We start from the raw sequence: 14,608 nt of genomic DNA on the forward strand, positions 1-14,608 counted from the left end.
GGGAAGGGGGGACCACCGAAGGTGGTGGAAGGGGCAAAAAGAGCAACTGCCCTTCTCCCCCTTCCGTCAGCCTTCGGCTGCCACCTCCCCCGCAAGCGGTGGAGGTAAGACCTACTCGTTACTCCTGCCCTAATTTAGATGCAGCTGCCAGTTCGCTTTCAGTCAGGGAAACGCCCATGGCATTTTCCACTTCTGCCTTGTACCTTGCATAGTCATACTGGGCGCTGATGTAGTTGAACTTGGCTGTGGATAGAGCCAGCTGGGAATCGATGATATCCAGCATCAGGCCCTCGCCTGCCCGGTATTTTTCCGTGGCGATGTAGTAGTCCTCTTCTGCCTGATTCACAGCATCGCTGGTGGAATTGAAGCGCTTCTCTGCCTCCCGCATATTGTAGTAAGCGGTGCGCAGAGTGAGGTCCACTGTTTCCTTGTCCTTCTCCAGGTTCAGCTTTGCCACATCCCTGGCAATCTCTGCCTCATCCACCTGGGCTTTCGTGACACCGCTGTCAAAGATATTCCAGTTGACCCCCACGCCTGCGGACCAGTTGTGGCTGGAATCGCTGCCCGGGTGAAAATCATTGGACTGCCCCAGCCCAAGGCTGAGATTCACCGTAGGCAGGAATCCCGCCTTGGCCGCCTTGATGGCCAGTTCCTTCTGCTCCACCACATACTCATCAGAAAGCAGGTCCTTGCGGTTGCTGTAGGCGTAAGCCACAGCCTCACTAAGCTCAGGGCTGAATTTCTCATAGGCAAAGTCCGTAGTGAGGGTCAGGGGTTCCTCCCTGTCCATATTGATATAATTCCGCAGGGTTGCCAGCCTCACCTCATAAGCGTTCTGGGACCTGATGAGGTCCTGCTGGGCATTGGACAGCTCCACAGAGGAGCGCAGCACATCAATCTTCGCCTTGGAGCCGGCGGAGTAGAGCTGCTGCACATTGGTAAGGTGCGCCTGATAGTTGTCCACAGACTCCTGATTCACATCGATGTTCTTCTTGGCTTCCAAAGCATTATAGTAAGCCTTGATGACGGAGAGCTTCAGATCCTCCTGCTCCCGCTCCGTGGCCAGCTTCGCCGTGTCCACGCCTATCTCCCGTGACTTGATATTGGCCTGATTCTTGCCACCTGAGTAGATGGGCAGACTGCCGGAAAGGCTCAGGCTGTTGCTGTCACTCCTCTCCCCGCCGCTTCTTTTGCCCGTAGAGAGATTGTCGCTAGCTGACACGGACACGCCGTTATTGCCCCTGGCCTGGCGCAGCTGTGCCTCAGCTGTCTCTTCCCCCTTCTTCGTCACCTTCAGCCCGGTGTTCTGGGCCAGGGCCATCTCGACGGCCTCATCCAAGGAAAGGGCGGCACAGCTGCCCACTGCAGGCTGCACCAGTCCGCTGACTGCCAGAGTCAAAGCCAGCGCCCCCAAGCCCAGCTGTTTCCTCTTCATCTATATTCCCCCTCTAATATTCATACTCACTGCAATTATATTAAAACAAGATTGTTTATACAACATTAAAAAAAGATTATAATTTCATTAAAAATAACAGGGTATGTCAAATAAAATAAACACCCCCACAAGCTCTCATGGGGGTGTTCCAAACATCATTGAATTTTACGCGGCCTCAGGTACATCCAATTCCTCTGCAGGCACCTCCAGCACCTTTTCCATGGTCAGACGGCCCGTGCTGATATCCTGGATACCCACCTGATTAAGGTAGTTGGACAGGACTTCCTCGCAGGTATTGGATTCCCCTACGATCTTGGATCCTTTCAGCATCTCGTAGTTGTCTCCCCCTGCAAAGAGGAAGTCATTGGTGGCCAGGGTGTAGATGCGCTCATCATCCAGCAGCACGCCGTTCACCTTGATTTCCTTGATGCGGCTGCCTACCGGCAGGGTGGGGTCGCAGTCCACAGTCATGCCAGAGAAATCAAGGAAGCCGCCAAAGGAAGCGGGATAGCTAAAGACAGAGTGTTCCATCATCTGGCGGATGACCTTGCCCTGCACCTCCGCCATGCGTATGGTGTTGCCAAAGGGGAAGATGGCCAGGCAGTTGCCCAGAGTCACATCCCCCTTGGGCAGATCTGCCCGCAGGCCGCCGCCATTTACCACGGCAATCTCCGCCCCCGTCTGCCAGCGGATGGCATCGGCACAGAGGTTGCCCAGCTCCGATTCCTGACGGCGCACCAGCAGCCTGTCACTGCTGAGCTGCCTGTCGCTATGAGCCACCACTTTGGCAAAGAGCTTCTCGCTGTCTGCCTTGACCTGCTCAATGCTTTTGGCGATTCCTTCATCCGGAGCTATGCCCAGATTCTCCAAGGTGGATTTGCCCAGCAGGCGGGACTTCATGCCCGTGATGCGGTGCTTCTCCACCTCTATCCTGACCTCTCCCAGGTTATGCTCATAGTAGCCCGCCTGGGCAATCAGGGTCTTGCCCACCTGCAGGCCCTGCTGCAAAGACGTGTGGCTGTGGCCGTCCACAATCAGGTCCATGCCCGGCGCTTCCCTGGCAATGCGCTCGCTGGTGAACTCGCTGCTGGCGTCCAGCCCCATGTGCATGAGACCGATGAGCACATCACACTTGGGCCTGAGCTTCCTGATCATCTCCCGGGCCTTGTCCACGGGATTTTCAAAAACCAGCCCAGCCACACCGGCAGGACTGGACTTGTAGGCACATTCCGGAGTGGTCAGGGCAAAGACGCCCACTTTGAGGCCCTGCACTTTGAAAATCTTGTAGGCAGGGAAAACCAGCTTGCCATTATCCTTCCGCACCATATTGGCGCAAAGCACGGGGAAATTCATTTCCTTGGCAAGTTTCTCCAGCTGGTCTGAACCGTAGTTGAAGTCGTGATTGCCGGGCACCATGGCGTCAATCCCCGCTTCATTCAGCAGTGGCACCATGCTCTCTCCCTTGGACACATTGATCATGGGCATACCATGTACAGTATCACCCGCATCAAGCCAGAGCACAGCCTGATTTTCCGCCCTGGCCTTCTTCACCACCGCTGCCATTTCCGGCAGGCCGATGGACTTTCCCCAGTCGTCCTGGGGCTGGACCCGGGCGTGCATATCATTGGTGTGGTAAATGATAAGCTCCCCCGTGCCGGAAGCCGCCCCGCCGCTGCCGGTGTCCACACCAGCGCCAGCAGGAAGCTGCACAGGGCAAAGCACAGCACAGCATAACTTCGTGTCTTGGGCATAAAGATACCTCCCTTTGCTCTCGCTACGTTACAAATCGCTCAACGAGGGATTCTTTCGCCGCAGGCTGCCCATATCCCTGCCCTTAGGAACTGTTACGAAATAAATCAGTTATATAGCTTGCCCAAATTTCCCTAGACGTTGTTGTCGTCGGTCGCCATAGCCCCACTATGGCGACCTCCTCCGCCTAGCCTATGAAAATTTGTTCTGCGCTCTATTGACCGATTTATTTCTGCACAGTTCCTTAGAAAGGCAAAATAAAAGGGTCCCCCCTCAAGGGCACCCAGAATATACCTTTGTCAATATTCCACCGTCAGCAGCTTGCAAGTCAGACGCTTGCAGTAGTGAGACACCTGTGCTTCCCCGTGCTTCTCCGTGATGATGTAGCTGCCGTCAGCCATAACCCGACGATGGATGTTCAGCAGGTGCGGGTTGTTTATCTGCAGCTGCAAGTCACGCTTGATGTTGCCAAGGCCGCACAGTTCGTTTTCTTTCTGGATCTCCGCCAAGGTCTGCTGGCGCACATCCTCTGCCACCATGCTGCGGAAATCCTCTCCGGCACATACCTCACGCCTGGTCTCGGCTTCGCGAACCTCAGCCTCGATGACGTGGGCATTCTGGGCTGCTATGATCATAGCATCTACCTCCTTGCCCCTAGTTACGTCGGCTGAATCCTTTCTGCCTATACTAGTTCGTCTTATATTATCCGTCTCCCAAATAGGGAGCCTTTGAAATTATTATATCTCATTTCAGGCTGATTTTCAATCAGATTTTAAGCGTATTTTAATTTTTATGGGCAGGGGAGTCCACCACCTTCTTCGCAAATGCTATCCGCTCGCCTATATAATCCCTACTACCACCGCACCAATGAAACATATCCTCATCCAGTGCCGAAAGTATTCCTTATCTTTCCATTCCTTGAAAAGTCGCTCTGGTAAGTCCTAATATCCATGAAGAGGTAGACGCTCCCCGTGCTTTCAGAATCCGGCTTATGAACTTGGTCAGATCTTCCCGAAAAGCCTTGCTGGCCTTGATATCTGCTCGTTTCCTCAGCTCTGGTTCCCTATTTTTCGCATAGAGCACCAATGTATCCAGATAAGCCGTAAGAAAATCCCAATCATCAGCAGACAAGATTTCAGGTCTGTGCCACTTCCTGATGATTGACAATGCCTTTTGGTGCTCGCCTGCTTTCAGGGCACCGAACAGCGCCTGCACCGGCAGTATTTTGCGCATTCGCAGATACACTTGCAGACTCATATTCCTAAAATCGCCATCCCGTATGACCTCATAATCTGGATAGGCGTACTCTCTCGTTATGACACTGCGCCACAACTGAGAGTTGATCTTATGAAAGGCATGTATACCAAGAGGCAGCTCCAAATCCCCCTTCAACACGCGACAGATATTATCTTGAATGGCAAAAGTGAGGGCCGTCCCCACATCCGGTACCTTGAAATCTGTCAAATGAGTACCTGCATAGCCAAAGAAACTATCCTCATTGTTGAGGAAAATGCCACTATAGGGATGTTTTTTCAAAAGCCGTCTATGCTTATGCAACAGATTCAGACAGGATTTTACCTTTCTCAAAGAAAGTCCTCCATTGCCTACCTGTGCCTCCACCAGATGCCAGGTGAAGTCAAACTTTGGGCAGGGCGCTCCTATATAGTCATAGCCCATATCACAGAACTCCAACAGCTTGTCCTCAAACAGGAACACATCCAGCTGATGGATCAGTATATACTCGTAGTCCTTGAAGCGGCTGTAGAAATCCGTCGTCAGCAACAGGCGGCTGTAGCCTTCAATTCCCTGAAAGAATTCCCGGGGGAACTCCTGCACCTCAAAGCCTTCCTCCAGACCGCCATATCTTAGCTGCAGCCCTTCTGGCACTACAAAGATTTTACTGCACCAGGGCAATACCCGCCGCAACTGGCGCAGGGATATTTCCTCCGTAGGACTTAGGCTTTCCTTATAGGCAGGAATAACCACGACTGCCTTTCGCAGCAGTTCAGGCTGCTCTCTCAGCTGCATTTCTCTCTGCCGTTGTTGGCTGATATATTCCCTTACTTCCTCCGGCGACTTGTGCAGGTATGAGGGAGGCAACTGCCATTTCTCGAAGAACTTCTGCATATTGTGCTGAGAGAGCGCTATATAAGACGGGCTCTTTTCCCTGCTTTCCTTCTCCACCTTCTTGAAGGAGCCACTGCCCCAGTGATGTATAAACGTGTCCCTCAGCAGCAGAAGCTTATAGCCCTGCTCCAATATCCTCAGGCTGTAATCATTGTCCTCGAAGTTCCCGGGGGTGAAGCGCTCATCCAGACCACCTACGGCTTCGTATACTTCACGCGTAAATAGATAGCAGAACCCCACCAAATGCGGTCTTTCTTCCCATTTGGCAGGATTGCTGTGATTGAAACCAGCAGCAAAGACCTGCATGGCCTCCATATCCGTACCGTAGGGCACGTCTATCTGCTGGCGGTTGGAAACATAGTTGGCAACACAGCTGACCGCCCCCACCTTTTCCTCGCTGTACAGCCCTTTTTTAAGGTTACCGAGCCAGTTCTCCGTCACTACTGTATCGCTGTTCAGCAGCAGCAGGCTGTCTCCCTGTGCTATCTCAAGACCTTGATTGCATCCCTTTGGGAAGCCCATATTCTCCTGATTCTCTATCAGTCTCACATCTGCCTGCTCCCTCAGATATTCCAGGGAGCCGTCCTCAGAGGCATTGTCCACCACAATGAGCTCATAAGCTTCCGGCGTGTGGGCACGGATGCTCTCCAGACACATGCGGGTCATTTCCAGGGTATTATAGCTCAGTATTATGATACTGGTCAGGTTCTTCTCCATCAGTCTCTCCTCAGTCGTCGCCATCCTTATTCAGCTCGTCCAGTTCATAAGGAGTCTCCTGATATACATAGTAGTTCAGCCAGTTGGCAAAGAGCAGGTGCGCCACGCTGCGCCACCGCACAATGGGAGGCCTCCCGGGATCGTCATCGGGATAATAGTTGCTGGGCACATTGGGGTTCATACCGGCTTTTACATCCCTGTCGTACTCTGCCTTCAAAGTCATGGGGTCATACTCCGCGTGCCCTGTGATGAAGAACTGGCGCTTAGCCAGGTTCGCAATGATATAGGGGCCAGCCTTGCCTTCTGCTTCTGCCATGATAGTGAGCTCCGGCACCTTCTCTATCTCTGCCTTGCGGTTCTCCGTATGGCGGGAGTGTGGCACGAAGAACTCATCGTCGAAGCCGCGCAGTAGGCGCTCATTCTCCACGCAGAGATGGTGCTTGTATACCCCGAAAATCTTCTCCCCCACCTGATGCTTCTTGATGCCGTAGTGGTAGTAAAGCCCCGCCTGCGCTCCCCAGCAGATATGGAAGGTAGAGTAAGCATGGGTCTTGGACCACTCCATGATCTCCGCCACCTCATCCCAGTAGGCCACTTCCTCGAACTCCATGTTCTCCACGGGAGCGCCGGTGATGATGAAGCCATCGTATTTCTTATGCCGCACTTCAGCAAAGGTGCCGTAGAATTCCGTGAGATAATCCTGGGAAGTATGGGAGGGCACATAAGACTCCGTATAGATAAAGTCCACCTCCACCTGCAGGGGAGTATTGCCCAAGAGCCTCAAAAGCTGTGTCTCCGTCACGGACTTGATGGGCATTAGGTTCAGTATGAGTATCTTCAGTGGACGGATATCCTGGCTATAGGCCCGGTCAGCGTCCATGACAAAGATATTCTCCCCCTCCAGCACATGGGTGGCTGGGAGGTTATTGGGTATTTTAATCGGCATAAACTGCACATCCTTATTGTCAATTTGTAAACTTATTCATTGTACCATTTTTAAGGACAGTTTGCCAATATCATAAAAATTGCGTTATAATGATTTTGCCACAGCCCTGACCAAGCTAATCTGGCAAGGAAGGGAGGTTGCGGTTATGACCTTTCGTTTAATCCTGCTCGAGCTGTTGATAGGGGTGATAAGCAGCATGCTTGGAACCTTGATTCTGCAGATGCTGGGGCGGTAAGAGCATCCGCAAATGTGGCACCTGGCTGGGCGCAACTTGACCAATTGCGCAAAAAAGCCCCCGAGAGTGACCAACTCCCGGGGGCTTTTTCTTAGGTTGCAGTATGACCCCTCGTACCTTAAGTACTAATCAAAGTATACCATCATCTAAACCCAAAATCAAGACTTACTGCCACCCTTGCAGCGTCCAGTAATTCTCTATCCCGTCCACCACGGGATAGAAAAGCTCCTTCACATTGCTGACCCGGACTGCCTTCCAGCGCCCGTCCCCCTGCTGCTCCAATGCCACCTTCAAAGTCAGCTCCGGGCAGAGGCGCCCGTAGTCGCTGTCATGGCTGAACGCTGGCAACCTGACTGATGATTTCCCTTGGCCCCAGAAACTCAAAATAGGGCATGCCCCATGATTCCAATGTTTCCTCCACATCTTCATACTCTTCATTGTAGAAAGCCAGCATCATGCGGGGAACGGCATAGCATTTTTGCAAATAATCATGACATTCATGCATATACAGGATCTTCTCCTTGCCTTCTCCTTGCTTTTGTAGGCTCTTGCCTACATTTATCGTATTGTAAATATTTGCCTTGCACTCGCAGAAGACCAGCGGCACATCATCACGCCAATGCCAGACGAAATCACAGTGCTTGTCATATTGGCTGATATTATTGCCCCCATCCCGCACAGTAGGCTCCATGTGCAGCTTGGCCGTTGCCAATCCGGGGATGAAGAACCTGCTCCACCTAAACAGCACAAATTCCAGGAAATCGCTCCTGACGCGCTGGAAATCGCTTTCCGGGCAAGCATATACCTTCTCCAGGATTGAAACCAGCTTTCTTTGCTCTTCCGCAGACAATTCACTGAGGGGATGCTCAATAGTCACTTTTATGAGAACTTTCACCTGTTCATGCTCCGCGGCGGGATTTTTCCTGCTGGCGGAAAAAACACGGGCAATGTATTTGTATGCCAGCGGCTGATTCTCTACAAATTTTTGCAATTCTTCTATCAATTGATGAAGGCCAGCAAACTTTCCTGCACCATCCAAAAATGACAGAGACATACTATCCCTCCGAATCACACCCGCTTGAGCGCTTGTATGGTGAGTGGAGGAACCCCCATCCTGACCGTGCTGCTGTTGATGATCTCCCTGAAATATGGCCAGGCATTGACGGGGACATTCTTCTCACAGAAATTCTCCACATGCTGCTGATTTTTCTGCACAAACTCATCCGGGTCTTCTATATCCTTGAAGTTATAGGACAAATCGAAAACGACCTCGATTTTGAACAATATTTCCTTGCTGTCAATTTCTTCTTCACTGAGCATCTTCCCCTCTTTGATCTCGATTTTGGACGACAGGGCGATGACAGCCAGACCGGACAGCACATGCAGCTTCCCCTGCTTCACATAATGGTCTTTTTCCCCAAAATCCATAGCCACAGAGATATCTTTCAGCTCCGATGCGAACTCTTCATTCTTTTCCACATGCAGAGATGACAGATTGATTTGGTCTACTTCTATTGTTTTTACAAAATCTCTGTACTCCACGCAAAAGCCCCCCTCAAGCAACAACAAGCCTAGACTCATCATCTAGGCTTGCGCTATAAAAACTATGCATATTATCATACACACTCTCTTCAAAAAGGTGCGGTTGAGCAGAGTAAAAGACCATATCTGAAAATCTCCCACTGCCCTTTCGCACGGCCAGGCCGCACCTCTTCTGCGCCTCTTCCATATCCCAGGAAATCCTCTGGGGAAACTCGCGCACAAAGTCAATGCAGCGATAGGCAGCGTCAACGCTGTCTCCGCCACACCGCACCAGGCTCCACAGATCCCGGTAATAGGACAGTAGCTTGCCGGCTGCAGCAGCGGCTGCGCCACCATTCAGCACCATACCGAGCCACTGCATATTCGCCTTGGCAACCTTATCTTTTGCCTTCTTCTTATGCATCCATGCAGCCAGGCTTGCAATGTCACTCTGCAGCTGCCGACAGGGAAGACCTTTCTTATCCGCAAACTTCTGCTCCAAAGCATCAGTTTGGCTCCTCATGTCATTCCACAGGAGCCTCCAAGGATTAAAGAAAAATTCAGAATTATAAGAAACACTCCCCATAAACCGCAAAGGCTGAACCTGTTTGTACCCCATGAATGCCCTCCTTTCATCCCCCTGCTGTGAAATCTCAAAAAGCCTGGCCCACCGGAGCGCAAACGGACTCCAATTCCGCGCAAGGGCGCACAGACACCCCAGGTGTCCGGCAAATTTGCTACGATGAACTGTAACACAATTATATCATATTTCCCTCTATTTTCAAGAAAAACATGGCTCTCCGCCCCGAGAAGCTCCGACCTGACGGCCTCCTTGCCTGCCCCGGTCTCAGGCTATGCGGACTGCAGCCATGCAAATGGAGATTTAGACAAATCAAAGCCAAAATTATTTATGGACAGTTCCTCACTGCCAGCCCTGCATAGTCCAATAATTCTCTATCCCATCCACCACAGGATAGAACAGCTCCTTCACATTACTGACCCGGACCACTTTCCAGCGGCCATCTTGCTGCTCTTCCATGGCAACTTTCAAGGTAAGCTTAGGAGCCAGCTGGCCGTAGGGGGTGTCGTGGCCCTTGATGGCGATGGTTGCCACGGCGCTGCCGTCCGTCTCCTCCACCTTCACCACCTCAGCATCATACTCCTGCAGGAACTTTGCCGTTTCGTCAGCTATCCAGCGGGCCTCCCCTTCCTGTCTGGTAATGGGAGTATCACCCGTCAGGAAGAATTTCATGGTGTCCAGTATCAGCGCGAGGTCAGCGTCCCGCCTCTCTGCCATATACTCAGTCATAAAAGCCGTGTCATGCCGGAAGAACCAGTCCTGGGGATACATGCGGGAAAGGCGCTCGATATCCTGACAGAGGATGGCGGTGCTCTCATCATAGCTGGCCGTCACCACGGACTGCAGGTCAGCATAGCGTGAAACCTTCTCATAATCCAGTGAGGCAATGCCCTGGGCGATTTCGCTGAGGGCGTACTCCGGAGTGCGCTCCCTGCCATAGGCCAAAGCAGCTGTACACACTGCCACTATAAGAACTACTGCCAGAAATATCGTTCTTCTCGACCGCATATCTCCCACTCCTTTACTTTAACACTAACGACGCAGTGCGACCTTCTTCTATGCACTTATTGAGACGTTTGTAGCCATCCAGCATCTTCTCCACCGTAATGCCCAGGATGCAATGTGGCCCTGCAGCCACGCTGCAGCCAGTGCCGTGACTTAACCTGCACTTATCACCTGCAGCCTTGGGCGGCAGCAAGATAACGGAGGGTACCTGATAAGGCTGGAACCTGATGGGCACAGACATGGGACGGAGGCCCAGCTCGGCCGGATAAGGGAAGGTGGTGAGCACTGGCACCTTCTTGGCTGCTGCAATATGCATCAGTGCCGTATCATCACCAATATACTTCTCCGTAAGGCCAACCACCTCAGCAGAGACCCGGAAGGGGAGTTTCCCCGCCAAAGACAGAGCCCTGCCCGGGAAAGCCTTGGCTACGGTTTCCGTACGGGGAGCATCCCCCTTCCCACCCATGAGCACCAGACCCAAATCCTTTTCCCTCTTCATGATGACCTTCAACATCTCAATAAAGCGCTCCACGGGCCACTGGCGGAAGGCCTCACTGGTACAGGGCATGACCGTATAGAGGCGCTTGATGTTCTTCTTCCCCAGCAGGGGTTCCACTGCCTGCCTGGCAGCCTCCCTGTCCGAAGCCAGCGTCCAGAGCTCCAGGTGACGGTCGGCAATGGGCAGTTGCAGGATATACTCCAGAATGTAGAGGTCCCTGTCCACATCGCTTTCCAGCTTATTCAGAATAGGCACAGGAATACTGATAAGATCATCCCAGCCAACATCTACCATGGTACCATCCGCCTTGGGCCTATTTTGGGTGTACGTCACCCGTCGCTTGGCACCGCCCATATACATGAGCAGCACACTGGCAGACTTCAGCCCCAATCGCCCGGCAAAGGCCAGGTCAAAATGATAAGGCACAAACTGCTCCACAGCATGACGGGCCAGCATAGGATATATTTCCCAAAAGCTGCCGCTATCCCTTTCGAAATTCTTTATCAGTATATTGTCTATATAGGGACAACACCTGGCCAGCTCTGCATTTCTGTCTGAGGCAAAAAGGGTAATATGTGCCCCGGGATAAATGCGTCGCAATTCCCTCATAAAGGGAGAAAACAGTACAAAATCCCCTGCCGCATCATCCCTTACCACCAATATATGCTGACCACTTACAGCCGTCTCTTCACGAAGCCCTGCCCGCTTGAAAATGGGCTCCATATATTCCACCAGCTGGCTTCCTAAAAAAGGGCCGCCCTTATGGCTCTCATAGAACCCCATAAGTCCTTCGTAAACTATTTTCTGTACTTCCGTCATGCCTTGTCCTCTTTCTTTTTAACAAATGCTTCCGGGTGCCTGGACTGCCATTCTTTCAGCCGCATTACCATCTCTTTGTCCAGTTCCTCACGCCTGGCAATAAGCTCCCGATACCACATCAGCCTTTCCTGGTAATGGTTGGCCAGAAGCCTTTCCCTTTTCACATAGTTATAAGCAGCATCAGCTGTCTCCAGCCGCCGCTCCCTGTTTTCCACCAAAAGTTCCAGCTGAGCCTTGAACTCCTGCGGACTGCGATAGATAAAGCCTGTACGACCATCCCGCAAAGTAGCCTCATACACCGTAGGTGAAGCGATGGCCACCGCCCCATAACCAGCAGACTCAATGAATTTTAAATCGGACTTGGTGCGGTTGAAGGCATTATCCCGCAGTGGCAGGAAAGAAATATCTGAAGAGCCCAGCGCTTTCTCATACATATGGTAGGGCACAAATTGGCCGCCATACATCTTCTCGTTCCCAATATACTCCTTGTACTCCGTGGCCAGGGACTCAAAGAACCCCCTGTCTGACAGCACCTTGAAGCGGAGACGGGAACCGTACTTCCTGGCCGCCTCGTTGATGATGGGCATGACCTGCTGCCACTCCTCGGTGCGGTTCAGCGCTCCAAAGAAGAAGGTAACATAGTCCTCTCCCTTAGCCAACCTGGCCTGCCGCTCAGCTTCATAATCACGCTTTTCCGGCAGCCTGGTAAGCTGGTTCCTGATGACCTGCACATGTGGATTGTACTGTCTGAGAATCTCCGCCAGCGGCTCCGTGGATACCTGCATGGCATGGGTGCCCATATAACTCAGGCAGGACACATCCCCTGGCTTCATGAAGGCCTGAGGATTATCGTCTATCTCGCCCAAGATAAGATACCCATCCCGCCTGAGAACCTCCAAGGTGGTGAAGGCCTGTGGCGCCGAGTTAAAGGAAATCCGCTGGCGGATAAAAATTTTCTTTTGGAACTGAGCAGCCAGTGCCCTGGCTGCCTTTTCATCCTTCCCCACCAAAGCAGCAGTAACCCCGGCCTCAGTGGAAAGGAATTTCCCCGGGTCCACGATTCTCACCCTGGGTGTGACAATGGTCTCCCCCAACACGGTCTGCACCAGAAGCTTGTCTTCATCCTGCAAAGCTTTCCTGGCCGCTTTGAAAAAGAAACTCTTCAACCAGGGGTTCCTCTCCTGGGTGTTTTCTCCCCCCAGCAGATTCGTGAAAACCTGCAGATTCTGCAGCAAGGCTTTATTGGCCTCACTCTGGCGCAGCTCCTGGTCACGCTCGGAGTCAAACCTGCCCTGGGCATGCAACAGGAAAAGACCTGCTTCCTGCAGGATTTCCCGGACCTCCCCGGCAGTAAACCCATGCAGTTTTCCCGGCTTCTTTCCCGCCAGCTGCTCAAGATAAGGACGTATATAGCAGGCATTTGGAACCTCCATGAGGACCAGCCCCTCTGCCGTCAATACCTCGCACCATTTCCGAAGCCGCGCCCCTGTAAGTCCCTCCAGGAAATTTTCCCGGATAATGAGAACATCTGCCTCATAAAGGCCCATAGCCTCAAAATCCAAAGTTTCCGGGGTTGCACAAAAGACATGAGTGAGAAAGAGCGAGGCCTCTTTCATTTCTTCCTGGTCTGACACAACCCCAAAGTATTCCGCCTGGGGCTGTATACGCAAAAAGGCCTCACCGGCCCTTTCACGCGAGACACCAAGCTCCACCACTCTTCTAGCCCGTGGCGGTATCTGTGCCGCAATATCCGTCATTTATTTCATCGCTCCATAAATCATGTTGAGCTGCTTTTTCATGCAGTCCCTGAGGTCGTACTTCTCCAGCACCGTTTCCCGGGCAGCCTTGGAGAGACGTGCCCGCAGCTCAGGATCATCCAGAGCCTCCTCAATGCGCATGGCGATGTGCTCAGGGCGGCGGAAATTAGCCAAAAGACCATTCACACCATCTTCCACCACTTCCTCCACCGGAGGAGTAGCAGAGCCCACCAGGCAGCAGCCTGCCCCCAAAGCTTCCAGGCAGGACCAGGAAAGGATGAAAGGACGGGTAAGATATACGTGAACAGTGGAAGCCTGCAGGAGCATCAGATACTCTTCACGCTTCAAATGGCCCACGAAATGCACCCGGCTCTTGTCGTAGCCGCCCTTTTCCTCCTCCACCTGTCTCCAGGTCTTCTCCTTGGAGTGCTGGGGGCCGTAGCATGCATTGTTACTGCCACAGATGACCACATGGCACTTTGGACGCCTCTCCAGCAGAATGCGAATGCTGTCCATAAACTGCGGGAACCCCCGGTAAGGCTCGAAGCCCCGGGACACATAGGTCACCAGCTCCTCGCAGTCCGAAAGGTCCAGCTTCTGCTCCGGCAAGATGAACTTCCTGCCCGGCTGAGGCTTGATATAATCAGTCTCTACCCCCTCATGGATAACCTCCATGCCCTCCTGATACATCTTGGGGAACTGGGCCTTCTGCCACTGGGTGGGCGTATAGCGCACATCACAGGCCTGAAGATTCAGCAGGTGGTGGGCATTGATGGTGCGGATGCGACACATATCATCGATGGTCTGAGTTTCATCCGGCCAGTAGCAGGAATCACCACCGATGGCATTATAATACCACTCAAAGTAACCAATCAGGGGCACCTTGGGCAGCACATCCTTCACATAGAGGGTAGAGCCCCAGCCCGTATGTCCCACCACCACATCAGGGGTGAAATTGATCTGGTTCTTAAGGGCGTTGATGCCTTTGATAACCGCCTGGCCCTCCAGCACGGACTCCTCGCACATCTTCAGATAGTGATGAATGCCCTTGGTAGCAGCCCTGGGCTTCTTGTACATCCCCACCTGTACTCCCGGCAGTTTGGAGCCATTCTGATCCTTGGAAAGGAACATCACCTTATGCCTGCCTGTCCCTCCCAGATAACGGGAAAGCTGCAAAAACTGACCCGGGAAATTCGGATGTAAAAAAAGTATATTCAT

The 14,608-nt window shown here is 52.5% G+C and carries 13 protein-coding genes; all 13 read right to left on the reverse strand.

Annotated features, from left to right (window positions below; all coding sequences use genetic code 11):
• Nucleotides 1-118 precede the first annotated feature (118 nt).
• The 13 genes from P159_RS0103250 to P159_RS0103315 all read right to left on the reverse strand — a co-directional run bounded on the left by P159_RS0103250 (nt 119) and on the right by P159_RS0103315 (nt 14,608).
• Nucleotides 119-1,435, reverse strand: a complete 1,317-nt coding sequence (locus P159_RS0103250; protein WP_051650073.1) for a TolC family protein — start codon at nt 1,433-1,435, stop codon at nt 119-121.
• A gap of 165 nt (nt 1,436-1,600) precedes the next feature.
• Entirely contained in the window at nt 1,601-3,145 is a 1,545-nt protein-coding gene (locus P159_RS0103255) for a bifunctional UDP-sugar hydrolase/5'-nucleotidase (protein WP_185753584.1), read from the reverse strand.
• 338 nt (nt 3,146-3,483) lie between these two features.
• Nucleotides 3,484-3,819, reverse strand: a complete 336-nt coding sequence (locus P159_RS0103260; protein WP_029541374.1) for a hypothetical protein — start codon at nt 3,817-3,819, stop codon at nt 3,484-3,486.
• A gap of 268 nt (nt 3,820-4,087) precedes the next feature.
• A complete protein-coding gene (locus P159_RS19055; RefSeq protein ID WP_051650075.1) occupies nt 4,088-6,028 on the reverse strand; it encodes a DUF5672 family protein in 1,941 nt (646 codons plus the stop codon).
• 10 nt (nt 6,029-6,038) lie between these two features.
• Entirely contained in the window at nt 6,039-6,974 is a 936-nt protein-coding gene (metA, locus tag P159_RS0103270) for a homoserine O-succinyltransferase (protein ID WP_029541377.1), read from the reverse strand.
• Between the two features lie 400 nt (nt 6,975-7,374).
• On the reverse strand, nt 7,375-7,557 hold the full coding sequence (locus P159_RS0103280) for a hypothetical protein (RefSeq protein WP_029541379.1): 183 nt from the start codon (nt 7,555-7,557) through the stop codon (nt 7,375-7,377).
• Entirely contained in the window at nt 7,538-8,263 is a 726-nt protein-coding gene (locus tag P159_RS0103285) for a hypothetical protein (RefSeq protein ID WP_029541381.1), read from the reverse strand. Before P159_RS0103285 ends, P159_RS0103280 begins: the two co-directional genes overlap by 20 nt.
• Nucleotides 8,264-8,277: 14 nt before the next feature.
• Complete coding sequence (locus tag P159_RS19060; RefSeq protein WP_029541383.1) at nt 8,278-8,751, reverse strand: hypothetical protein; 474 nt, start codon at nt 8,749-8,751, stop codon at nt 8,278-8,280.
• Nucleotides 8,752-8,764: 13 nt separating this feature from the next.
• Nucleotides 8,765-9,349 (reverse strand): hypothetical protein, encoded by a 585-nt coding sequence (locus P159_RS0103295; protein WP_029541386.1) that lies wholly within the window; start codon nt 9,347-9,349, stop codon nt 8,765-8,767.
• A gap of 303 nt (nt 9,350-9,652) precedes the next feature.
• Nucleotides 9,653-10,318 carry a hypothetical protein gene (locus P159_RS0103300; protein WP_029541388.1) on the reverse strand — a complete coding sequence of 222 codons (666 nt, stop codon included), beginning with the start codon at nt 10,316-10,318 and terminating at the stop codon, nt 9,653-9,655.
• A gap of 13 nt (nt 10,319-10,331) precedes the next feature.
• Complete coding sequence (locus tag P159_RS0103305) at nt 10,332-11,633, reverse strand: glycosyltransferase family 9 protein (RefSeq protein ID WP_029541390.1); 1,302 nt, start codon at nt 11,631-11,633, stop codon at nt 10,332-10,334.
• On the reverse strand, nt 11,630-13,390 hold the full coding sequence (locus P159_RS0103310; protein WP_029541392.1) for a glycosyltransferase: 1,761 nt from the start codon (nt 13,388-13,390) through the stop codon (nt 11,630-11,632). Before P159_RS0103310 ends, P159_RS0103305 begins: the two co-directional genes overlap by 4 nt.
• The gene (locus P159_RS0103315; protein WP_029541394.1) at nt 13,391-14,608 is read right to left on the reverse strand and encodes a glycosyltransferase; all 1,218 of its coding nucleotides are present in this window, start codon (nt 14,606-14,608) and stop codon (nt 13,391-13,393) included.

The sequence above is a fragment of the Selenomonas sp. AB3002 genome (genome assembly GCF_000702545.1).
In the GTDB taxonomy this organism is placed as follows: Bacteria; Bacillota; Negativicutes; order Selenomonadales; family Selenomonadaceae; genus Selenomonas_B; species Selenomonas_B ruminantium_A.